11 protein-coding genes are annotated in these 25,256 nt (G+C 50.5%); 8 read left to right on the forward strand and 3 right to left on the reverse strand.

The window, feature by feature from the left end; all coding sequences use genetic code 11:
• The first annotated feature begins 224 nt into the window (after positions 1-224).
• The 6 genes from HMPREF9442_RS00775 to HMPREF9442_RS00800 all read left to right on the forward strand — a co-directional run bounded on the left by HMPREF9442_RS00775 (position 225) and on the right by HMPREF9442_RS00800 (position 20,084).
• On the forward strand, positions 225-1,403 hold the full coding sequence (locus HMPREF9442_RS00775) for an ATP-binding protein (RefSeq protein WP_040602426.1): 1,179 nt from the start codon (positions 225-227) through the stop codon (positions 1,401-1,403).
• Between the two features lie 49 nt (positions 1,404-1,452).
• A complete protein-coding gene (gene nifJ, locus HMPREF9442_RS00780; protein ID WP_008624210.1) occupies positions 1,453-5,001 on the forward strand; it encodes a pyruvate:ferredoxin (flavodoxin) oxidoreductase in 3,549 nt (1,182 codons plus the stop codon).
• 121 nt (positions 5,002-5,122) lie between these two features.
• On the forward strand, positions 5,123-9,058 hold the full coding sequence (locus HMPREF9442_RS00785) for a hybrid sensor histidine kinase/response regulator transcription factor (protein ID WP_008624212.1): 3,936 nt from the start codon (positions 5,123-5,125) through the stop codon (positions 9,056-9,058).
• A 186-nt stretch (positions 9,059-9,244) separates the two neighbouring features.
• Complete coding sequence (locus HMPREF9442_RS00790) at positions 9,245-11,830, forward strand: alpha-L-arabinofuranosidase family protein (RefSeq protein ID WP_008624213.1); 2,586 nt, start codon at positions 9,245-9,247, stop codon at positions 11,828-11,830.
• A 28-nt stretch (positions 11,831-11,858) separates the two neighbouring features.
• The gene (locus HMPREF9442_RS00795) at positions 11,859-16,361 is read left to right on the forward strand and encodes a rhamnogalacturonan lyase family protein (protein ID WP_008624215.1); all 4,503 of its coding nucleotides are present in this window, start codon (positions 11,859-11,861) and stop codon (positions 16,359-16,361) included.
• 75 nt (positions 16,362-16,436) lie between these two features.
• Complete coding sequence (locus HMPREF9442_RS00800; RefSeq protein ID WP_253270970.1) at positions 16,437-20,084, forward strand: hypothetical protein; 3,648 nt, start codon at positions 16,437-16,439, stop codon at positions 20,082-20,084.
• 347 nt (positions 20,085-20,431) lie between these two features.
• Here HMPREF9442_RS00800 and bla read toward each other — a convergent pair whose 3' ends face one another.
• Genes bla through HMPREF9442_RS00815 form a run of 3 tightly spaced genes read right to left on the reverse strand, consistent with a single transcriptional unit; the run spans position 20,432 to position 22,509 of the window.
• Complete coding sequence (gene bla / locus HMPREF9442_RS00805) at positions 20,432-21,334, reverse strand: class A beta-lactamase, subclass A2 (RefSeq protein WP_008624220.1); 903 nt, start codon at positions 21,332-21,334, stop codon at positions 20,432-20,434.
• A 20-nt stretch (positions 21,335-21,354) separates the two neighbouring features.
• Positions 21,355-21,651: a DUF6965 family protein gene (locus HMPREF9442_RS00810; RefSeq protein WP_008624221.1), complete on the reverse strand. Its 297-nt coding sequence runs from the start codon at positions 21,649-21,651 to the stop codon at positions 21,355-21,357.
• Between the two features lie 6 nt (positions 21,652-21,657).
• Positions 21,658-22,509, reverse strand: a complete 852-nt coding sequence (locus HMPREF9442_RS00815; RefSeq protein WP_040602422.1) for a patatin-like phospholipase family protein — start codon at positions 22,507-22,509, stop codon at positions 21,658-21,660.
• A gap of 96 nt (positions 22,510-22,605) precedes the next feature.
• On the opposite strand from HMPREF9442_RS00815, the gene HMPREF9442_RS00820 reads away from it, so the two are divergent.
• Entirely contained in the window at positions 22,606-24,009 is a 1,404-nt protein-coding gene (locus tag HMPREF9442_RS00820; protein ID WP_008624223.1) for an aminopeptidase P family protein, read from the forward strand.
• A gap of 21 nt (positions 24,010-24,030) precedes the next feature.
• Positions 24,031-25,239: a C1 family peptidase gene (locus HMPREF9442_RS00825; protein WP_008624224.1), complete on the forward strand. Its 1,209-nt coding sequence runs from the start codon at positions 24,031-24,033 to the stop codon at positions 25,237-25,239.
• Positions 25,240-25,256 lie beyond the last annotated feature (17 nt).

Genomic DNA, 25,256 nt, shown 5'->3' on the forward strand with positions numbered 1-25,256 from the left:
GAAGGGAGTTCAAAATGTCATCTCCCCGGCGCGCGAGAATCGCGTATTTCCGCACTTCCCCGCCTTCAGCCCCAAATGACGCATTCCTACAAGGCCGAAATTGACAATTTGACAATCTGCATGCTTCGAATAAGAAAATGAAGAAAAAACAAAGATTTTGCCAACCCGACTTTGCACTTTTGCGGTTTTGCACTATCTTTGCATATTGTATCAAGCACCAAAGGATGGAGTCTTTTTTCAGAACACATGCGTACCTTGTGGAGCACACCCACGCTCCTGTCCGTCGCGCCCTCATGGACGAGATAGACTGGAACGACCGTCTGATTGGCATTAAAGGTACACGCGGAGTAGGAAAGACCACTTTCCTCCTGCAATATGCCAAAGAACACTTCCACGTGGAAGACCGGAAATGCCTCTACATCAATCTGAACAATTTCTATTTTCAGGGCAAGGGCATTGCCGAATTCGCCACAGAGTTCTACGAAGGCGGGGGAAAAGTATTGCTGATCGACCAGGTGTTCAAACAACCGGACTGGAGCACGGACCTGCGCAAATGCTACGACACGCTGCCGGGGCTGAAAATCGTATTCACCGGTTCGTCCGTCATGCGGCTGAAGACGGAAAACCCGGAACTGAACGGCCTGGTGAAATCATACAACCTGAGAGGTTTCTCTTTCCGCGAGTTTCTCAACTTGCAGACGGGCAACGACTTCCCGTCTTATACGCTCGACGAAATCCTGAACCGTCATGAACAAATCGTACGCAGCATCCTGCCTAAAGCCAGTCCGCTGAAGTTCTTCCAAGACTATCTGCACCACGGTTTCTACCCGTTCTTCTTAGAAAAGCGGAATTTCTCCGAAAACCTGCTCAAGACCATGAACATGATGCTCGAAGTGGACATCTTGCTCATCAAACAAATAGAGCTGAAATATTTGGCGAAAATCAAAAAATTACTATATTTGCTCGCGATAGACAGCCCGGTGGCTCCCAACGTCAGCCAGTTGGCAGAGGACATCCACACGTCGCGGGCCACGGTAATGAACTACATCAAGTATCTGGCCGACGCACGGCTCATCAACATGATTTATCCGAAAGGGGAAACCTTTCCCAAAAAACCGGCCCGGATCATGATGCACAACAGCAACTTGATGTACGTCATCTACCCGTGCCGCTTGGAAGAGCAGGACATCCTGGAGACTTTCTTCCAAAACACGATGTGGAAAGACCATAAACTGAACAAGGGGGAAAAGGGTACTTCGTTCCTGGTGGACGAAAACCTGAAGTTCAAAATCTGCCCCAACGAAGAACGACGGCGGAACGCCGAAACGATATATGCCCGGCATAAGATAGAAATAGGGCACGGGAACGAAATACCGATATGGTTGTTCGGATTCCTATATTAAGTTGAATATAAAGAAATTGTAGTTTAATCTCGTAATATTAATCATTATTATGGCAAAAGAAAAAAAGTTTATCACTTGTGATGGTAACCAGGCCGCAGCGCATATCTCGTATATGTTCTCGGAAGTTGCAGCCATCTACCCCATCACCCCGTCGTCGACCATGGCAGAATACGTGGACGAATGGGCAGCACAGGGCCGTAAGAACATCTTCGGCGAAACAGTGTTGGTACAAGAAATGCAGTCGGAAGGCGGTGCCGCCGGAGCCGTCCACGGTTCGTTGCAGGCCGGTGCGCTGACCACGACTTACACGGCATCCCAAGGTTTGTTGCTGATGATTCCGAACATGTACAAGATTGCAGGCGAACTGCTGCCTTGCGTGTTCCACGTGTCGGCCCGTACCTTGGCTTCTCATTCACTGTGTATCTTCGGCGACCATCAGGACGTCATGTCTTGCCGCCAGACCGGTTTCGCCATGTTGTGCGAAGGTTCCGTACAGGAAGTGATGGATTTGGCCGGCGTGGCACACTTGTCTACCATCAAGAGCCGCGTGCCGTTCCTGAACTTCTTCGACGGTTTCCGTACGTCTCACGAAATCCAGAAGATTGAAATGCTGGAAAACGACGACCTCGCTCCCTTGGTAGACCAGGAGGCTTTGAAGGAATTCCGCAGCCGTGCCTTGTCGCCCGAACATCCGGTGGCACGCGGTATGGCCGAAAACCCCGACACGTTCTTCACTCACCGTGAATCTTGCAATAATTACTACGATGCAGTTCCCGCCATCGTAGAGGACTACATGAACAAGGTGTCTGAAATCACCGGCCGCAAGTACGGCTTGTTCTCTTACTACGGTGCCGCAGACGCTGAACGCGTCATCATCGCCATGGGTTCCGTAACCGAAGCCATCCGCGAAACCATCGACTACCTGACCGCACAGGGCGAAAAGGTGGGCTTGGTAGCCGTTCACCTGTACCGTCCGTTCTCGGCCAAACATTTCTTGGCTGCCGTTCCGGCCACAGCCAAGACTATTGCCGTACTGGACCGCACGAAAGAACCGGGTGCCAACGGCGAACCGCTGTATCTGGATGTGAAAGAATGCTTCTACGGCAAGGAAAACGCCCCGGTTATCGTAGGCGGACGTTATGGCCTCGGGTCTAACGACACGACTCCGGCACAAATCTTGTCCGTGTACGAGAATCTGGCTCTTCCGGAACCGAAAAACCAGTTCACCCTCGGCATCGTGGACGACGTGACGTTCACTTCGCTTCCTCAGAAAGAAGAGGTGGCCATGGGCGGCGAAGGCATGTTCGAAGCCAAGTTCTACGGCTTGGGTGCCGACGGTACGGTGGGTGCCAACAAGAACTCCGTGAAGATTATCGGCGACAACACCAACAAGCACTGCCAGGCTTACTTCTCTTACGACTCTAAGAAGTCCGGTGGTTTCACGTGCTCTCACTTGCGTTTCGGAGATTCTCCCATCCGCTCCACTTACTTGGTGAACACGCCTAACTTCGTGGCTTGCCACGTTCAGGCTTATCTCCACATGTACGATGTGACCCGTGGATTGAAGAAGAACGGTACGTTCTTGCTCAACACCATCTGGGAAGGCGAGGAACTGGCCAAGAACCTGCCGAACAAGGTAAAGGCTTACTTTGCCAAGAACAATATTAAGGTATATTACATCAACGCCACCAAGATTGCACAGGAAATCGGGTTGGGCAACCGTACCAACACCATCCTCCAGTCTGCATTCTTCCGTATCACCGGCGTAATCCCGGTAGACCTCGCTGTTGAACAAATGAAGAAGTTCATCGTGAAGTCCTACGGCAAGAAGGGTGAAGACGTGGTGAACAAGAACTATGCTGCCGTAGACCGTGGCGGTGAATACAAGGAACTGGCCGTAGACCCGGCATGGGCCACACTCGAAGCCGATGCTGCTCCGGCCAACAACGACCCTGCATTCATCAACGAAGTGGTTCGTCCTATCAATGCACAGGACGGCGACTTGCTGAAAGTTTCCGCATTCAAGGGCATCGAGGACGGTACTTGGCCGCAAGGTACGGCCGCATACGAGAAACGCGGTGTGGCAGCCTTCGTCCCGACATGGAACCCCGACAACTGTATCCAGTGCAACAAGTGCGCATACGTTTGTCCCCACGCTGCCATCCGTCCGTTCGTCCTTGATGCTGAGGAAATGAAGGGCTTCAACGCTCCGGTCATCGAAATGAAGGCTCCGGCAGCCATGAAAGGCATGAATTTCCGCATCCAGGTGAGCGTGATGGACTGCTTGGGTTGTGGCAACTGTGCCGACGTATGTCCGGGCAACCCGAAATTGGGCAAGGCGCTTACAATGGTTCCGTTGGAACAGGAACTCGATGAAGCTCCGAATTGGGAATACTGCGTGAAGAACGTGAAGAGCAAACAAGACTTGGTAGACATCAAGAGCAACGTGAAGAACTCGCAGTTCGCACAGCCGTTGTTCGAGTTCTCCGGTGCATGTTCTGGTTGCGGTGAAACTCCGTACGTGAAGTTGATTTCACAACTGTTCGGCGACCGTGAAATCGTAGCCAACGCCACCGGTTGTTCTTCCATCTACTCCGGTTCCATTCCTTCTACGCCTTATACGACAAACGCCAAAGGTCAAGGTCCGGCATGGGCCAACTCTTTGTTCGAGGACTTCTGCGAATTCGGGCTCGGTATGGCATTGGCCAACAAGAAGATGCGTGCACGTATCGAAGAGCTGCTCAAGGGTGCCATCGCTGCCGATGAGACTCCGGCCGACTTCAAGGCTGCCGCTCAGGAATGGCTCGAAGGCAAGGACGACGCAGATGCCAGCAAGGCCGCTGCCGAAAAACTCGTCCCGATGATTGAAGTAGGCAAGGCTGCCGGTTGCCCGGCTTGCGCCAAACTGTCCGAACTGGCACACTATTTGGTAAAACGCAGCCAGTGGATTATCGGTGGCGACGGTGCCTCTTACGATATCGGCTACGGTGGTCTGGACCACGTCATCGCTTCGGGTGAAGATGTCAATATCCTCGTATTGGATACTGAAGTATATTCCAACACCGGTGGCCAGTCTTCCAAGGCAACCCCGCTCGGTGCCATTGCCAAGTTTGCCGCTTCCGGCAAGCGCGTACGCAAGAAAGACTTGGGCATGATTGCCACTACTTACGGTTACGTGTACGTGGCACAGATTGCCATGGGAGCCGACCAGGCACAGTGTCTGAAGGCCATCCGCGAAGCCGAGGCTTATCCCGGCCCGTCCATCATCATCGCTTACGCTCCTTGTATCAACCACGGTTTGAAGAAGGGCATGGGCAAATCGCAGGCAGAGGAAGAAGCAGCCGTGAAGTGCGGTTACTGGCACTTGTGGCGTTTCAACCCGGCTTTGGAAGCCGAAGGCAAGAACCCGTTCTCGCTCGACTCCAAAGAGCCTGACTGGGATGCTTTCCAGGATTACCTGAAAGGCGAAGTCCGCTTTGCTTCCGTCATGAAGCAATACCCAGCTGAAGCCGCCGACCTCTTCAACGCTTGCGAGGATATGGCCAAGAAGCGTTACCAGAGCTACGTGCGCATGACCAAGATGGATTGGAGCGAATAAGCTTCTCCAATCAATTCATAGATGACAAAGGGAGTGTCGGCACATTCCGGCACTCCCTTTATTAATACCAATCAGAATACCGCCTTAATTTCATCGGTCGATTTAACCTTAATTTCAATGAATGATGAACAAAGCACTTTATCACTGCACAACCTACATGTTCCTCATCATCACCTTCATCACGGGAACATGCAAGCTCCAATCGCAAAACATAGGCCGATTCGAGCTGCCCCACTACGACCAACTCCCCAACAAGCAAATCAAAAAGATATTCCAAGATTCGGAAGGTTTTATATGGTATTGCACGGAAGACGGTTTATGCCGTGACGATGGTTACAACATTCAAATCTTCCGTTCCGACTTCAAGACACCGGACGTAATCAAACATAACCATATCACTTGTATCACCGAAGACCTTTCCGGAAAAATCTGGTTCGGCACCTTGCGGGGAGCTTATATCCTGGACAAAAACGACTACCTCATCACGCCCATAGAAGGCCACGGCTTCGACTTATGGAGCATTGATGAAATCAAAGCAACTTCCGACGGTTCGGTCTACATTGCCACCAACAATAAAGTGTACCGTTTCGATGCCCGTTCCGCCCGGCTCATCCACAGCTACGACATAGAATGGCAAGGCGTACCAAATAAAGTATCGTCTTTCTTCGAAGACCCTCAAACGCACAATCTATGGATTACATTACAAAAAGGCGGACTATGCCGGTTCGACAGGCAACAACAACGTTTCGTCCCCTTTTATTGGCCGTTCGATACTCCTCCCACCGCATTGGTACGGGACAAGAACAACCATTTCATTTGGCTCGCTACATACGGCAACGGGCTCTTCCGCTTCCGCCCCGATGCCCGGAACAGCAGCAGCATTTATATCCCCATACGGGAAGGAGCCTTAGGAAGCCCTTCCGCAAAAATCATCTATAACTTGTTGCAAGACCCAACATCGGGTGACCTGTGGGCAGGAAGCGGCGACGGCTTGTGCCGCTACAAGACTTATCCTGACGGAAGCTTGGAACGATCAAGCACGCCACCATCCTTACAACTGGAAAACAAAGTCTTTGCGTCTGCTATATTTGACCATGAAAACAACCTATGGATTGCAGGAAGCAACCATAATTCCTTCATCCTTTCTTCTTTGGATTCCACCATCCAACGTTATAGCACGCAACTTCTCCAAAGGCACGGAATCCCCACCAACATGGATTTGCTGATACACGAAGACAGCCTCATCTGGTGCCTGAATAAGCAAAAACAGCTTTTCGCCTACTTTCCAAATAGCGGTAAAGTGTTCATCAGCAAACTGTCCCACAGACGAACCACCCCTCTACTTACGAAAGTACGCAACAGAAAAGGAATCTATTGCATCCTCAAAGACAACATCATAATCCGTCTTACATTTGAACACAATGGCATACAAGAAACCGAAATCGTGAATATGATTCCCTTTGCCGAAGCGGATGAACACATCCGCACACTTCACGAAGACGCATACGGACAACTCTGGATCGGTACTTCCCGGAATTTATACCGCTACTCCCTGTCAAACCACAAATTGGAAAAAATGTGGGCTTCCGCACCTATGGTAAATGACATCATCACGGACGGACGCACCGTATTCATCGCCACCGAAAACAACGGGCTGCTCGTCATAGATGGCCAAGGAACAAAAAAAAGAATAAAAATAGCCGGAAATTGCCTTGGATTAGCCCTGCTACCGGGAAAAATCCTTTGGATCAGCACGGCCAAAGGCAACATACTCCATTACGACCTGCAACGCAATACCCTGCATCCCATGGATCAGGCATGCGGCCTGGACGGCAACAGCATCTATGGCATCACGACCGACCGTGAAGGGAAACTATGGATTCTCACCCGGCAAACCGTCACGATATTCACTCCGGGCGAACAGACTTTCAGCACCTTACGGGCATCCTCTCCCCACATCAATATGGAAAACTTCCTTTGCATGTACAAAGATAGCAACGATTGTTTCCATATCGGAGGCACAAACGGTTATTTGACAGTCCGAGCGGATGCCTTCTTAGACCAACAAAAAGAAAAAGAGTTTCTTCCCTGTCTTACAACCGTCACGGTCAACTCCAAGACAAGACCGGTTTCCTCGGCTACAACGACTTTGGAACTCCCGTCTTCCGCACAAGACCTCACGTTATACCTTTCCACGTTCACGCCCCTGCACAGCCAGAATATCCGCTTTGCGTTCCGGCACACCGGTCGCCACGAAGAGTGGAACATCCTGCCGCAAGGGCAAAACAGTATCCATCTGTCGCAACTCTCCAAGGGAGACAACAGTCTCGAAATCAAATCTACAGATGCCAACGGGCATTGGAATGAGGCACAAGTCCAAACCTTACATATCTACCGTGCACCGTGGTGGTACGAAACTTATGCTGCGTATTTCCTGTACGTTCTGGGAGTCGTGGCCGTGCTTTTCATTTTGATCCGCCATGTGCTGAAACGCCAACAAGCCCAAAACCAACTGGCAGCCCAGAAACAACTGGAAGAGATGAAATACAGGTTCTTCACCAATATCAGCCACGAACTGCGCACACCACTGACGCTTATCATCGCGCCATTGGAAAGCCTATTGAAAAAGGAAGAGAATCCCGACACCAGAAAGCAACTGAAAACCATCGACCGGAATGCCCACAACCTTCTTTCGTTAGTCAACCAACTACTTGATTTCAGGAGAATCGAGATGAAAGGTGAAACATTGGCTTTAGAAACTTTCAACCTGAAGGATATGCTATCGCGTATTTATGAAAGTTTCCTTCCCATGTCTGAAGAAAAGAATATCCGTTTTGACTTTCATTGCCATCCAGAAACCTTTCTTATCACTGCGGACAGCCCCAAAATAGAAAAGGTGGTGAATAACTTGTTGTCCAACGCATTCAAATTCACCCCTCAGGGAGGACACGTAACCTTAAAAGCCTATCCGGAACCCTCAGACGGGAGAGAGATGGCCGTCATACAAGTTGAGGATGACGGTATCGGCATACCGGCAGAAGAGCAGGAACATATATTCGAACGATTCTATCAGGCGAACTCCCATAAGGACAATACAGGAAGCGGCATAGGACTGAATGTCGCCAAAGAGTATGTACAACTGCACAACGGAAAAATCGAAGTATCAAGCGTTCCCGGAAAAGGAAGCTGTTTTACCGTCCGTATTCCCGTAGGAAAAATTAGCCATGTACCCTCCGAGCTTCTCCCCAAAGTTCCGCAACAGGAGAATCCGGTGGACAATTCCCCTTTGCCCGTCGGTTCCATCGTCCTTCCTACAATATTATTGGTAGAGGACAACGATGAATTCCGTCATTATTTGCAAGAGGAACTAAGCCGCCACTTTACCGTATTAGAGGCTTCGGACGGAGAAGAAGGCGAGACCGTGGCCTTGCAACAAAAACCAGACATCATCATCACCGATTTGATGATGCCTAAAATGGACGGCATTGAACTTTGCAAACGAATCAAACACAACATCGAGGTATCCCATATTCCCGTCATATTACTCACGGCCAGTGCCAGTGTGGAGAATGAAGAGCGGGGTTACAAAGAAGGTGCGGACGCATATATGACCAAACCGTTCAAATGGGAAATCCTGACTGCCCGCATCCATAATCTTCTTGCGCAAAGGCGGCAACAACAAAACGAGTTTAAACAAAACACCGCAGCCGAGGCCAAGGACGTTACCATATCACCGGCCGATGAAGATTTCCTGAACAAGGCATTACGGTTCGTAGAAAAGAACATGGACAACTCCGAATATTCCGTAGATGAACTTAGTGACGACATGGCCATGAGCCGGGCAACCTTATTCCGCAAGATGCGTTCTGTTATCGGTATGTCTCCCACTGACTTCATAAGAAATACCAGACTGAAACACGCCGCCCAACTGATTACGGAGGGACGATTGTCCGTCGCGGAAATCGCATATTCAGTAGGATACAGCAGTCCCGGCCATTTCACCAAATCATTCAAAAAAGAATTCGGCGTACTTCCTACCCAATACCACAAAACCTAAAGGAACAGCCCCCTTTTTCATAGAACGTAGGTTGCATGGGCTTTCAAGATATATCAAAAAAGCCGGAATGCAACCTACGTTCCATTCTTTGCAACGTAAAAACCATTCATCCGCGCAAAAAATATAGAACTTTACAGCGACAAAAATAAATTTTCATAAACTCTAAAGTTCAACAACAAGCGCACGATGAAAAAAGCATTCTTCTTTCTATTCGTTACCATTGGATTCTCCCTACCCAACCACCTTATGGCGAACGAACCGGACTCTGCCTATATTTTCGCATACGCAACCGAGAAGAACGCCGGACGCAACGGCTTGCACTTCGCTTGGAGCACAGACCGGAACACATGGCACTCCATCGGTCCGGAACGCACGTTCTTACGAAGCGAATATGCCAGCGGACGGCACGGTAAACGGATGTTATCACCTTATTTAATAAAGGGAAACGACGGGATGTGGCACTGCCTATGGAGCGTACACGAAGGATATGCCGTATTTGCCCATTGCTCATCAAAAGATTTAATCTCGTGGGGACAACAGGCATTTCCGACTACAGGAAACATCGGAAATTGCATGAATCCTTCGGTTGCATTCTCGCCCACCGGCCAAGACTATCTTATCACATGGAAAAGCCTACAGGCGGGAAACACGAAAACCTACAGTTGCCGCACAAAAGATTTCCGTACTTACAGCATTCCACAAGCAGAGAATGTCGCCATCCCCAACCGACAACAGGCCACAATCAATGGAACCACAGAAAGCGGAACCCTCCACCGTGTGGCTTGGAACGAAGTGGAAGTACTCATACAAGCCGACAAAATGGCAAAGTACAAAGCCAACCAAAATGCGGAACGACTGGCCATCAACCCGGAACTTTTCAAAGACACCATCACACTGAACGTAACGCTACGTCCCGAAGAAAGCAAAAAAATCAGCGATATGCTCATCGGAGTATTCTTTGAAGACATCAATTATGGAGCGGACGGAGGACTTTATGCCGAACTCGTGCAAAACCGCGATTTCGAATATTCTCCGAATGACATCGGCCGTGAAGAAAACTGGACGGCCACCAATTCGTGGACTACGGGCGGAGAGAGCCTTTCGTTTGACATAGATACTGTGGCTCCGCTGCATGCCCACAATCCCCATTATGCCGTCTTGGACATCAAAGAAAAAGGACATGGGCTGGTCAACGACGGTTTCGACGGTGTTCCCGTCAAGGCCGGAGAGAAATACGACTTTTCGATTTTTGCCCGCAGCAGTAACAGCAAACGGGGAAAAATCACCATAAGACTGCTTGATGAAAGCGGGAAAGTCATCGGCGAAGCCCGCACCGGCAAGATTTCCAAAACATGGAACAAGCTCTCGGCTGTGGTAAAGGCCACCGCCTCCACCGTAAACGGGCGCATCGAGGTTATCCCGAACATGGAAGGTAAAGTGGATTTGGATATGGTTTCACTCTTTCCTCAAAAGACATTCAAGAACCGGAAGAACGGCATGCGTGCCGATTTGGCCCAAGCCATCGCCGACATCCACCCCCGATTCGTCCGCTTTCCGGGAGGATGTGTGGCCCATGGCAACGGGTTGGACAATATATACCGTTGGGAAAACACCATCGGCCCATTGGAAGGCCGCAAACCCTTGCGCAACCTGTGGGGCTACCATCAAACCATGGGACTCGGCTATTATGAATATTTCCAATTCTGCGAGGACATCGGGGCGGAACCGCTGCCCGTCGTTGCAGCCGGTGTGTGTTGCCAGAACTCTTCCATCGGAGGCGCAGGTCAAATGGGCATCCCCATGGAAGAAATGCCGGAATATATAAAAAGCGTACTGAACCTCATCGAATGGGCCAACGGCGACCCGTCCGAAAGCCCATGGGCCAAGATGCGTGCGGAAGCCGGACACCCGAAGCCCTTCAACCTGAAATACCTCGGTGTGGGTAACGAAGACCTCATCACGCCTGTGTTTGAAGAACGTTTTACCATGATATTCAATGCTATCAAAGAGAAATATCCGGAAATACAGGTCGTAGGCACCTCCGGCCCCTTCAGCGAAGGTCCGGACTACGTGGAGGGATGGAAGATAGCCAGCAAGCTCGATGTCCCCCTCGTGGATGAGCATTACTACCAACCCGCAGGATGGTTCCTCAACAACCACGATTATTACGACCGCTACGACCGTTCCAAACCCAAGGTTTACCTCGGAGAATATGCCACACATATCCCCGGCAAAGGCAATAACATCGAGACCGCCTTATTGGAGGCTTACCACCTGATAGGTTGCGAACGAAACGGCGATATCGTCAGCATGACATCATACGCCCCGTTGTTGGCCAAAGACCGACGGACAAGATGGCGTCCCGACCTGATTTATTTCAACAACACGGAAGTCAAGCCCGGTACGAGTTATTACACTCAACTCCTCTTCGGACAAAACTCAGGGAATGAATATATTCCTTCCGTACTCACTCTGTCGGATAACCGTGACGATGTACGCAAACGCATCGGCATATCAGTAGTAAAAGACAGTCTGAGCCAAGACCTCATACTGAAAATCGTCAGCCTCCTCCCGGTCAAAGTACAAGCTACCATAGACCTTGCCGTTTTGGGCATCACCGGAAAACAGGATGCCACGAAAACCGTATTGAGCGGTATGCCGGATGATTGGAAGGCTCGCCCTGAAACTTCGCCCGTCGCCATAGGACCTCAATACCGGGATGAACTGCCTGCCTACTCACTGACAATCGTCAGATTAAAAAGTAAATCATAAAAATAAACCATTTATCAAATTTAACATCATGAAAAAGAGATTACTATTATCCATGTTGGCAGCCTGCTGCCTCACGGCACAAGCCCAACGTATGATGGAAGAACTCAACCGGGGACTCGTGGCCGTGCAAACGGACAAAGGCGTGTTCACCAGTTGGCGCATCCATGGCACGGAGTATTACGACACGCAGTACAACCTTTACCGTGACGGCAAGTTAGTAAATCCGGAACCGTTAGACGTATCCAACTTCACCGACCTCGAAGGCACGGCCTCATCCACCTACACGGTAAAAGCCGTAGTACGGGGCGAAGAACAAGATGCCTGCGAACCTGTCGAGGTGTGGCAAAACCAATACTTACGGATTCCCATGGGCAAAGTTTACTCTCGCAGAGGGACGGACATCACCCAGGACTATGTCTTAAACGACGCTACAGCCGCAGATTTGGACGGCGACGGTGAAATGGAAATCATAGTAAAACGCATGTACAACGAAACCGGACTGTTTTTCTCTTCCAACGACAGCGCATTTACTTTCTTCGAAGCCTATAAATTAAACGGGAAGAAACTATGGTCCATAGACATCGGGCCAAACATGATTAGCGCAGGTGATGTGGAAACCAATATCACGGCTTTCGATTGGGACGGTGACGGCAAAGCTGAAATCCTTATGCGTGCGATGGACGGCACTATCGTATACACATCGGACGGCAAGGCACAAACCATCGGTGACCCGACCAAAAATTATCGCGACACAATCCTTCATAATGCCAATTTCACTTATTCGATGGCCGGAGACGAGTTTTTAGTCTACATGAATGGAGAAACCGCAGAACTCTATTGGGAAACCAAAGAATTTCCATTAAAACGTTTGGAAAAAGAAGAAACGAACCTCGAAGCAGCATGGGGAGACGGATATGGACATAGAGCCAACAAGTTCTTTTTCGGGGCACCGTTCTTAAATGGACGTACACCGAGCATTTTCATGGCACGCGGCATATATACACGCCATAAAATGATTGCCTATGACGTAAATCCACAAACCCACGAGTTAACAGAACGGTGGCAATGGATTTGTAATGACGGAAGCAGTCCATGGTTCGGACAAGGTTACCATAATTTCGGCATCGCAGATGTCGACTTGGACGGAAGGGATGAAATAGTATACGGCTCCATGGTTATAGACGATACGGGCAAAGGCTTGTCTACCACAGGATACGGACATGGGGACGCACAACATTGTTCTGACCTCGACCCATACAGCAAAGGATTGGAAATTTTTGCATGTAATGAAAACCGTGCAGGAGCCAACTACCGCGATGCCACCACAAGCAAGGTCTATTATTGGTACCAACATTCACAGGACTGCGGACGTTGCCTGGCCGGTAAATTTACTGAAGAACACTTGGGAGGCCAATGCAGTGCCGGACATTCCGGTATCATTAGCTGTGTCACCGGAAAACCTGTCACCAACGGTACTAATGGCGCAATCGGTTCCAGTTTCCGCCTATATTGGGACGGAGACTTATGCAGCGAATCTTTGGATGGAACAACCATCACATATTACGATTGGATGACATTCCCTCTTGAGGGTACCCATTCAAACAACGGAAGCAAAGGCACACCTTCCCTCCAAGCCGACATCTTCGGAGACTGGCGCGAGGAAGTCATCAACCCGTCCACTGACGACCAGTCGTTAATCATCTATACCACAACCATCCCGACACCTTGGCGCAACTATACCCTGCTGCACGACATGCAATACCGGCAGGCCATCTGTTGGCAGATGTGCGGTTACAACCAACCTCCCCACGTCAGTTACTTCATGGGAGAGACGGAAAGATATACCACCACCCCTCCCCCTTTGATGACCAACGGGCGCACGGAAGTGAAAGACGCCATTACAACCGCCCAAAACGGACAGCACGTGCTATTGGCCGCTCCCGAGGGCGGAGAAGTGACAGTCGCCGAAGGCGCATCGCCTTACATCCTCACCGTCAACGCCTTCTCCCATACGGAAGGACATGACAACAACGACAACATCACCACTTCCTACTCCACCTATACGCTCAAAGGCGGTACGTTTGGCGGAGACATGCGTTTGGTGAAACAAGGCGAAGGCATCCTGAACCTAAGCGGCGAACAGACCTATTCCGGCCCGACGGACCTTTGGAGCGGCATCGTGAACTTCACAGGAAAACTCCCCAACAGCCGCGTATGGATGAACCGCTTTGCCGAATTAAACGCCAAGGCTGACTTCGGAAAGGATATCAAAATGGAATATGCTTCCGTGCTCCGCGTAGGAGGAACGGGAGAAGCCGCCACCATCCACGCTGACAGTGTGACCATGCGGTACGGTGCCGTCATGGAATTCGACCTCTATTCCGAAAACACCCAGGCCGACCGCATCGTGTTAGCCAAAGGACTTTTACTGGAAACCCTCAACCGAAGCGACGGCCCTGAGTTCCAAGCACCGATATTCCGCTTTACTCCTCACTATCAAAACGGGAAAAGCGTAATGGCAGCCGGAAGATACCTCATCGCCGAAGTGAAAAAGATCGACGGCAACGTAGATGACATCCTCCTTCAGGGACTGGAAACTCAAAAATGCCACTTGGAATACGAAAACGGCCAAATATTCCTCGTCATAAAGGAAACGAGAGATGCCGCACAAGTGTATTGGGACGGAACCCACACGCTCAACGAATGGAACCTGAATGAAAACGAGAACTTCAACAATGCGGGAGAAGCCGACATCTTCGTTTCCGGCGATGACGTGGTATTCGACGATGCGGCCACCAACGCCTCCGTCCGCATCGACGAGAAACTCTACCCCAAAACGGTGACATTCGAAAACGACACGAAAACCTACAGCCTAAGCGGCAACGGCGGCATCAGCGGGGAAACGGGACTGGCCAAAAAAGGAAACGGTACGCTAATCATCAGCAACACGAACACTTATTCGGGCAAAACCGTATTAGAAGGCGGTACCACAACGGTCTCGGCTTTGGCCGACTCCATTGTCCGTGAAGGCGCTTTGGGTGGCTATACCCGAGAGATAGGGAACTTTGAAATAAGAAACGGTGCCACTCTGCGTAACACGACCTCAATCAAAAACGGAGTACCCATCACCATCGGCGAAGGCGGAGCCGTCTTCCAAACCGACGGCGAACTGACTTTAAACAAGCCCTTATACGGCAATGGCAACACTTTGACCAAAACCGGCCCATCCAACCTGATACTGTTTGCTGCCGACAACCTGAAAAAGACCTATCTAAAAGAAGGCACACTACAGGCCAAAGGAGAAGGCGTGCTCTTTGGTGACACACTGATTTTCACCGGGAATGCCACCTACCAGGACTTTGACGATGGCAACACTTACAGCCTGAACCTTAACAATATCAAGATAGAAGAAGGCGTGACGGGTACGATGCGGTGTGACAGCCGCTGCGAAAACCGCATCAAACTTTTCGGAAAAGGCACATTGAAAATCTACGTGCCATGGATACGCTCGAACTTCACGGGCGACTGGTCGGCTTTCGAAGGAACAGTAGAGCCTTCCAACCCCGATAACTGGTTCACCTTAGACAACAGCTATGGCATGCCCAAGGGGACGCTGAACATCCCGGAACGTACCACAGTAAACAATACGGCCAAACCTTATTCTATCGGAAAAGTGACAGGAAGAGGAACTTTGAGCGGAGACAACAACACGTGGCGCATCGGATCGTTGAACGAAGACTTCTCTTTTCCGGGCAAAATAGAAGGCGAAGGGACACAGTTAGTGAAAACCGGCACAGGCAAGATGACCCTTACGGGCATCCACACCTTTACCGGAAGTTGCACGGTGCAGGAAGGTACGCTCCTCATTAACAACGCATCTGCCTCCGAAGGCATGTTAGGTGCAGGCAGCGTCACAGTCAAAGCCAACAGTACCTTCTGCGGTCGTGGTAAACTGGACAACAGCACGTTCACAGTGGAAAAAGACGGCTTGCTATACCCTGGCATATCGGAAACGGCAACCACCGGTTCGATAGACTTTTCGGAAAACTCCGTCACCATCGACAAGGGTGGCATCCTTTCGATGAACATCGCCAGCAAGACACGCTGCACCAATCTGACCGGTATCAAAATACTGAATCTGTATGGCATACTCAGACTACATGTCCGCGAAAGCCTTGCATTGGAAGCCGGCGACGAGTTCCGCTTATGGGAGGCTAGCCGCACGCGTATCCGCCCCACTACGGCTTTTGAACTGGACAGCCCGGGCGAAGGTCTGGAATGGGACACTACCGACATTGAAGACGGCATCGTCCGTGTGAAGCTAAGCACTTCCGTCAACGACATCCATGCCGACGAGGAGGTCGCTTGCGAAGCCTTCACCATCGGAGGCGCACATGTAGGCAGTTTCACCTGCACACGCAAGGACATCCGCTGCACATTGAAACAAAGCGGAGCGGCTCCGGGCACCTACATGGTGAAAATCATTCAAGGCAACTCAACTGCTACCGAGAAAATCAGCATAGATTATTAACCTCCATTCGCGCAGGGGAAACCTTTCCCCTGCCGATATAAAAACAAAATTTTATTCATTAAAAAAATAAACATTATGAAAAACTATTTATTGTCGGCCATGGCTCTTTGCTGTGCCACATCTTCCACCATGCCTTTGTGGGCTTCCGAGTATGAAGAACCCCAATTAAAAACCATCGAACCAAACTTGGCTACCGACGATACCGGCGGAGGAGTGTACTACGTATACCATGTAGCTACAAAAAAGTTCCTCACGAACGGCAATGATTACAACACGAGGCTCAGCGTGGACGAAACGGGGCAAGAAATCACATTGACCTACGGTGAAGAACGCGCTCCCCTGATGGGCCAACCCCCAGTTGTACCCGGAAAAGGATGGACGTTCAACATGCTAAAGGCACCAAGCAACTCCGGTTTCCATGAAGTCTATGCAAGCAACGAAACGAGCGCATGGGTAGACTGCGGCACCCAAGGGCACACCCTATGGCAAATCCTGCCGCAAGACAACGGCTACTACCGCATCAAGATTGTAGACCAAGATGCCCTATACGGACTAAGTTCCGCCAACGCCGTGACGATGAACGGCATGTGGGGCATCGACGGTGTGGAATCAACCATCGTTCATCCTTTCATCGACCCATTGCAGGAGGGATACCAAAACGCAGAAACAGACTGGCAATTCGCAGAACCGGAAGCTTACGAAATCTACCAAGCCAAGAAAACCCTTCTGGCCCAACTGGAAAAAGCCAATGAAGCGGGTTACACCGACATCTCGACTTACGAGACCATATACAACGATGACCATGCGACGGCAGCGCAAGCGCGAGAAGCTGCCGAACAACTGCAACAAGCCATCACAGACCACCAATTGTCCATCGTGGACGAAGAACATCCGGCCGATTTCACCGGAAAAATCCAAAACAATGCATTCGAATCCAATACCGAGCATTGGGACATAAATGGTGAAAGCGTAGGTTGGCAAGCCACCCTCTACGCCACCCAAGACCACCAATACGAAATGAAGAACTTCGTGGAAAAATGGGTAAGAGGAGGCGGCAACCTGGGGAATTCGATGGACATATCGCAAACCTTGTCCGACCTCCCTTCCGGAAAATACCGTCTCTCAGCCCATACCATCGGCTACCAACAAGGCGACATGGCACTTACGCCGGAAGGCATCTACATTTATGCCCGAATACAAGGGGCAGAATACAAAGGCGAAGCGCATACACTTGAATTCGGTGCCATCAGGGGAAACGACGGTTACGTTACCGACGCACCGACCCCACGGTTGGCTACTTTGGAATTCTTCCTGGCGGGCGGGGACCTCACCGTCGGTTTCAAAACCGAAAACACGAATTGCAACTGGGCTTGTGTCGATAATTTCAATTTGGAATACTTAGGAATGGAAGAAGGCGGGTTGGCAAGGCAGCTATCCCAAACCATCACCGAAGCCCAAAATTTGAAAAAAGGATATGATGAAAACCAAATCAAATACTCGACAACCAACGAAGAAAGGTTCAACCAGGCACTCAGCTTGGCACAACAAACAGCCGAAACACCAAATGTAGATGACGAGGCTTTGGGAAAAGCACTCAACAACCTGATGCTTGCCATGGACACCCTGAACCTCGACGTGGCCGCATACGAGAAATTGGAAGAACTGACCAAAGAACTGAGTGACACCTACGATGCCAGCCCTTATTCCGAAGAAGGCCTGATTCCATACGAGGATTTCTTGTATAAACTGGAAGAAATCCATGACGGCCGGACTTTCAATCCCTTGGAAATCGACAGCATCCGGCCACGCGCCGACCGGATGTTCAAAGCCTGCGTATGCGAAGCCCTCATCGCAGGCGACACCCAGAATGCCGACGGGATGGCCACCAATTTGGACTTCACCGGAAACAATTCGGGATGGACCAAAACCGGTGACGGAGAATTTAAATACGGCAACAACGTGGCAGAGGTATGGCAAGGCTCCTCCTACGAAGTCTATCAAGAACTCACCGGTTTGCCCAAAGGCTCTTATTCAATTTCCGTACAGGCTTACAACCGTCAGGGGGCCAATGCCGACATCGCGCCTTCGTATAACGCCGCAGACCCCAAAAAAGATGTCCTTTCTTATCTTTTCGGGAACGAAGCAAAAGAAAAACTGCATCATCTATACGAATATCATTACGCTTCAAAGGAAGAGCTGGCCAACAATGCCGTGCAAATATCCGGCACCGGCACGGAACTTGACGGACAATGGATACCCGACGGGGTTGCCGGAGGAGAAGCCGCCTTTGCCTTCAACGACCGTACCGACTATACTACCACTATCACATGCTATGTGGGCGAAGACGGCAAACTACGTTTCGGAATCTCCATGCCCACGGGACCGAACTCCAACAACTGGACCCTGTTCGACAATTTCCACATCCAATACCTTGGGGCAACCGTCATGACAGGAGCCGTGAGCGCACTCAATGCCAAAATAACAGAAGCCAACACCGTACTGGATGACAAAGCCATTACGACAGAAGAAGCGTATAACGCACTGAGCCAAGCCATTCAAGATGCCGAGAAGACCTTGGAAAGCGAACTGACCGAGGAAATCTACACCGCACAGATTAAGGCTTTGGACGAGGCCATCACTTTGAACCGGAATTCAGTGGAAAAGGTCGAGGCATTGCATAAAACAGCCCTCATGTATGACGAACAAATCAACAGCGGAGCATTTGCCGATTATGACGAAGGCATATTGGCCGATGTGGTTTACAAAGTCATGGATGTCTTCAGCCAAAACGGGAAGTTCAAAGACATCCCACAGACCGAACAATATATCAGCGACATGAACGAGGCATACAGCCAAATGGTGTATGAAGGCATCGACGTGGGAACAGCAACCAAAGACACCCCGACCGATGTGACGGACATGCTCGTCAACCCCGATTTCCAACAAGTATTTGAGGAAAAGGACTCCGTGGCCTTCACCGATGCCGGTTGGACCACAGAATTCATAAACGGCAAAAAGGAAGCAAACGACTCCGTATTTGAATTCTACAACACCGACACGTGCCACATCTACCAAAAGATGTACCGTCTCCACCCGGGATATTACAAAGTGACGCTCTACGGCTTCTACCGTGCCGGAAGTGCCGAAGCGGCTGCACTCGCACGTCGGGAAGGCGAAGAACAACAGAACGCCAAGGTGTATGCCGAAACGGAAAGTGCCAACTATTCGAACCCCCTGCCTTCGTTCTTCGAATGCGTGCAGAACGGTAAATTCACAGAAGCCGACATCGTGCTGCCCGACAGTCTCTTCCCCAACTCAGGACGGGTGTACAATTGCGTCATCAACGACCGGAAAGGTGCCCGTACGGCCATGAACCAGGGATATTATGAAATGGAATCGTATTTCCATGTCAAAGAAGGTGAAACGGTTCGTCTCGGCATACAGAAAACCGACACGCTCGTCAATGACTGGGTGCTCATCGACGACTTCCACTTGTATTACCTTGGCGATGGAGAGGCAAACCGACCCGAAGGCTTGGACGACGTAGACATCAGCGACGGCATCAGCGACAACGTGGCCGATGAAAAGAGCACCGTGGTCGGTACCGCATGGTACAACCTGAACGGCATGCGCATATCCCGTCCGACACAACGCGGCATTTACATCCGCGAGGACAGGATGAGCGACGGCACGAAAAAGGTGCAGAAAATACTCATGCAATGAATGTTTTTCATAGGTTAATTAGTTTTTATCGAAATTAGGTTTTATTGAAATTAAGTTAATGTATGGAACAGGGGCCGAAGTGATTCGTCCCCTGTTTTTTTATTTACATCTTTCCGTTCGGTAGAGAACGTCGAACCGATAAGAGCAGAACGGAAAATCAATCTCAGGCAAATGAAAAATCAATCTAAGCCAAACGATTTTTCATCTGGCGCAGAATGATTCAGAACTTGCAATATACTATTTTACAACAACTTACCACTTCTTTATTTGCGATATGGCAATCGAAACTTATTCTTTACAAAAGGGATGAAGCAAACTCTTGTAAGCTGCATCCCGCCCTCCTGATCTTAACGCTCCCCGCTTACATACCGGTATACAGCCTCCGAAACATCAGCTATAATCCGGGCTGTGGCCTGTTCGCTTTCTTCCGAATCGCGGACCAACACGGCAATACTGTAACGATGCCCGTCCGGAAGGAAAACAAAACCGATATCGTTTGTCCCGATAACCTGTCCCTTTCCGTTACGGTCGCCCGTACCAGTCTTGTGCCCGATGACCGCCTTCGTACCGGCAAGCGGTGCCGGCAGACGGTCGCGCCCCGTCTGGCAGGAAATCATGGTTTGCTCTATGAAATCCCGGTATGCTCCCTTAGCCGCCTTACCCGAAACCAACCATTCCAACAGGCGTACCGCCTCTAACGGAGTCGTCCAATTCCGGTAACAATCCGCCAGATTGCGGTGCATATCGTCCTCCGTGACTTCAATGGCAAAATCCCGCAAGCCCATGCTGCGTAAATACTCATCCGTAGCAGCCGGGCCTCCGAACACCCGGAAAAGAATGTCGCAGGCATTGTTGTCGCTCAGGTGCAAAGTATACTTCAAAAGCTCGCCCACGGAAAGAGACAGGTTTCCGTCCGGATACTTGTCCCGTAACGGACTGTACGTATCCGGGTGCAAATCGTCCGGCCGGACATGCACCAACGTATCGAAAGAAACGCCACGCTGCCCGCAAGCGTCAGCCACGGCCAAAGCCTGATGGAACTTGAATACGCTCATCATGGGAAAGCGCACGTCATTGTTCACCGTCAGCGTGTCCCTCCCGTCCAATATAACGGCTATTCCGACTTGCGCTTTCTTGTCTGCCACCATACGGCGCAACTGTTCCTGCAAATCTCCCCATCCGGCCTGCAATGCCAACACCGGAGAGAGGCACAAAACGCCCGCCCATATCGTACGTATCCGTCTTTTCATCTGCCTTCCCCTTTTGCTCTTTACTCCAGGCCTTGTTCTTTCAACCGCAAACGAATCAAGTCCAAATGGGACATGTATCCGCTGAAAGTCACAGATATATCCTCTTTATGCACTTTCAACACCGCCAACAGGGCTTTCACCGTACGGGGAAGGTCGGAAGTAGTGGTTGCCTCGTTCAACCGCAACGTCGCGGGAAGGCGGTCCATCCGCTCTTCAAACCAATGCGTCAGCTCGTCCACTTCCTGTTTCGTATATGCCGGTTTATAAATATGCGGATTCTTTTCCACCGCAGGCTTCTGTTCTTGCTCTTCTGTCATCTTTCGTTATTCATTAAAAATACACGTTCCTAAAACCGTCTCGGCACAAGCATATCCTTCTTCGTACAAGGCCGTCAGTTTCCCTATATTGTCTTCAAGACGGTCCACCTCGAGTTTTTCAAGCGGACGCACCACCAGAATCTTTCCTTCATCCTCAAGTTGCTCTATCAGCTCCAACTGGCGGTTATAACATTCGCACCTGTGGCTGAGCGCCACCCGCAGACGGGGAAAACGGCGATAAATAAAAGAAGGAATACGGATGTCCCGGCCCGTCTTGCGATAGCCTCGGTTGCGCGTCAGCACGACTACGTTGCGTTCATAACCGAGCGACATCGCCCGCTCCACCGGTATGGAATCCACGATTCCACCATCCAACATCGGCTCCCGGTCTACTATGACCACGGGACAAACGTATGGCAAGCTGCTAGAAGCTTTGGCTATCCGTATCAGCCGGTTATAATTCTCTTTCTCCGACAAATAATTGGCACGCCCCGTCAGGCAATTGGTGGTCACCATCTCGAACACCCCGGGATTGGCCCGGTAAGCCTCGAAATCGTAAGGCACGATGCGCTCCGGGAAATCCTTGTACAGCAGTTCTTGGTTCAGTATGCTATGTTGCGTCCACAAAAAACGCATACCGATATATTTGTATTTTTTAAGCATGTCGATATTACTGTACTTCGCCCGCCCGCGTTGGCGGCTCATATAAGACAAGCCATTGCACGCCCCTGCCGACACGGCCACCGTGTAGGGAAAATCAACGTGATGGTCGAGTAGCCAGTCCAACACCCCGCAGGTAAAAACTCCGCGCATGCCCCCTCCTTCCAACACTAAACCCGTATGCTTGCCTATCTCCATAATTATTCCTAATTTACGAGTAAAGTTAATGAAAATCCCAAATGAAATCAGTATTTTTGCATACTTTATTAAATGTTTCATCTTTAAACTACGTTTATGTTATTTGACAAAGAAACATATATGGCCCGACGCGACCGGCTGCAACGTCAGGTGAAAGAAGGCTTGATATTGCTTTTCGGGAACAACGATGCACCGTCCAATTATCCGGCCAACGCATACAAATACCGGCAAGACAGTAGTTTTCTTTATTTTTACGGACAGCACCGCGAAGGACTCGTGGGGGTAATCGACATAGACAACCACAAGGAATACCTGATTGGCAACGATATTGACATCGAAGACATCGTATGGTTCGGTGGCGTGGACAGTGTGGCCGACCTTGCCGCACAAAGCGGCGTGGAACACAGTGCCCCGATGAGCCGTCTGGAGGAATTGGTAAGAAAAGCCCGAAGCCAAGGACGGAAAATCCACTTCCTGCCTCCTTACCGCCACGACCTGATGATCCAACTCATGGACCTGACAGGCATACATCCTTCACGGCAACGCGAGGAGGCATCCTTGGAACTCATCATGGCGGTCATCGAACAACGGGCTGTGAAAACACCGGCCGAAATAGAGGAAATCGAGCGGGCCTGCGCCATCGGCCATGAGATGCACACGACGGCCATGCGCCTTTGCCGCCCCGGAGTGAGCGAACAATACATCGCGGGCACCATCAGCGGTATTGCCTCGGCCAAAGGTTGCATGACCAGTTTCCCCACCATTCTCTCCATGCACGGGGAAATCATGCACGGCTACCCTTCTACACGCCCTTTGGAAGACGGACGGCTGATGCTTTGCGACGCAGGAGCGGAAACCAACGAGAACTATTGCTCGGACAATACGCGCACCACTCCCATCAACGGCAGGTTTACCTCCCGCCAACGGGATATTTACAGCATCGTGGAGGCTTGCCATGACCACGTACTGGACATCGCACGCCCCGGCATCAAATGGTGGGACGTGCACATGAGTGTAGCCCGCCTCATGACCGACCGCCTGAAAGAACTCGGCCTGATGAGAGGCGACACGGAAGAAGCCGTACGCAACGGAGCGCACGCCATGTTCTTCCCGCACGGCCTGGGACACATGATGGGCATGGACGTGCACGACATGGAAGGATTGGGGCAACAGTATGTGGGCTTCGACGACGAAGTGCAGCCGTCCACGCAATTCGGCACGAACTGCCTGCGCTGCGGACGCCGTTTGCAAGAAGGTTGGGTCATGACCGACGAACCGGGCATTTATTTCATCCCGGCCCTGATTGATGAATGGAAAAGCAAAGGAATCAACAAGGATTTCATCAATTTCGACCTTCTGGAAACCTACAAGGATTTCGGGGGCATCCGCATAGAAGATGACATCCTGATTACAGCAAACGGTTGCCGCATGTTGGGACATGAACGCATCCCGTACCATATAGAAGACGTGGAAGAGTTTATGGCACAAAGGACTAATTAATGTATCACTAAAATATCCGAAATGAAAAAACAACTTTTATTTATCGCATGTGCTTGCCTGTCACTGGGCGTATCGGCCAAGAAACACGTGGAAAAAGCCGACACCGGTTTCGTCTTTACCACGGTGAAAGAAAACCCTATCACTTCCATCAAGAACCAGAACCAAAGCGGTACGTGCTGGTGCTTCAGCACGCTGTCTTTTTTCGAATCCGAACTGCTCCGCATGGGAAAAGGCGAACATGACCTTTGCGAAATGTTCGTCGTACACAAAACGATGGAAGACCGTGCCGCCCAAACCGTCCGCACGCACGGCGATGTCTCGTTCGCGCAAGGAGGAAGTTTCTACGACGTGATCTACTGCATGCAGAATTACGGTATCGTACCGCAAGAAGCCATGCCGGAGCCGGGCACGCTTTACGGCGACACACTGCCCAACCACAATGAGGTGGACCTCGTAGCCACAGCCTTCGTAGATGCTTTGGCCACGAGCAACCTGAAAAAACTGTCTCCCGTATGGAAACAGGCTTTTTGCGGTATCTATGATGCCTACTTGGGCAAATGCCCCGAGAAATTCACTTACAAAGGCAAGGAATACACTCCGCAAAGCTACATGCAGTCGTTGGGCCTGGACATGGACGATTACGTGTCCCTGACTTCCTATACCCATCATCCGTTCTACAAACCTTTTGTCATCGAAGTACAAGACAACTGGCGTTGGTCGCAATCCTACAACTTGCCAATCGACGAATTGATGGAGGTATTCGACTATGCCATTAACAACGGGTTTACCATCGCGTGGGGTTCGGACGTGAGCGAGACAGGCTTCACACGCAACGGTATCGCCGTGATGCCGGACGTGAAGCAGGCAGAAGACTTGGTAGGTTCAGACGCAGCCCGTTGGCTCGGATTGAGCAACAACAGCAAACGTGCGGAAATCGTCAAGAAACTGACTTCCAAACCGCTTCCGGAGGTTAAAGTCACTCAGGAAATGCGCCAGACGGCTTACGACAACTGGGAAACGACGGATGACCATGGCATGCAGATTTACGGTATCGCCAAAGACCAGAACGGAAAAGAATACTACATGGTGAAGAACTCGTGGGGCGATGCCGGAACTTACAAAGGCATCTGGTACGCTTCGAAAGCATTCGTTGCCTACAAAACCATGAATATCGTAGTGAACAAAAATGCCATCCCCGAACCAATCCGGAAAAAATTGGGGCTGAATTAAAAAAGACAGAGGAACAA

Source organism: Paraprevotella xylaniphila YIT 11841 (assembly GCF_000205165.1).
Taxonomy (GTDB): domain Bacteria; phylum Bacteroidota; class Bacteroidia; order Bacteroidales; family Bacteroidaceae; genus Paraprevotella; species Paraprevotella xylaniphila.

Coding starts and splice junctions, on each gene's coding strand:
- bla (WP_008624220.1), bottom strand. CDS start 21,334: ATGAAAAGACGGATACGTACGATATGGGCGGGCGTTTTGTGCCTCTCT.
- nifJ (WP_008624210.1), top strand. CDS start 1,453: ATGGCAAAAGAAAAAAAGTTTATCACTTGTGATGGTAACCAGGCCGCA.
- HMPREF9442_RS00820 (WP_008624223.1), top strand. CDS start 22,606: ATGTTATTTGACAAAGAAACATATATGGCCCGACGCGACCGGCTGCAA.
- HMPREF9442_RS00800 (WP_253270970.1), top strand. CDS start 16,437: ATGAAAAACTATTTATTGTCGGCCATGGCTCTTTGCTGTGCCACATCT.
- HMPREF9442_RS00775 (WP_040602426.1), top strand. CDS start 225: ATGGAGTCTTTTTTCAGAACACATGCGTACCTTGTGGAGCACACCCAC.
- HMPREF9442_RS00825 (WP_008624224.1), top strand. CDS start 24,031: ATGAAAAAACAACTTTTATTTATCGCATGTGCTTGCCTGTCACTGGGC.
- HMPREF9442_RS00795 (WP_008624215.1), top strand. CDS start 11,859: ATGAAAAAGAGATTACTATTATCCATGTTGGCAGCCTGCTGCCTCACG.
- HMPREF9442_RS00815 (WP_040602422.1), bottom strand. CDS start 22,509: ATGGAGATAGGCAAGCATACGGGTTTAGTGTTGGAAGGAGGGGGCATG.
- HMPREF9442_RS00785 (WP_008624212.1), top strand. CDS start 5,123: ATGATGAACAAAGCACTTTATCACTGCACAACCTACATGTTCCTCATC.
- HMPREF9442_RS00790 (WP_008624213.1), top strand. CDS start 9,245: ATGAAAAAAGCATTCTTCTTTCTATTCGTTACCATTGGATTCTCCCTA.
- HMPREF9442_RS00810 (WP_008624221.1), bottom strand. CDS start 21,651: ATGACAGAAGAGCAAGAACAGAAGCCTGCGGTGGAAAAGAATCCGCAT.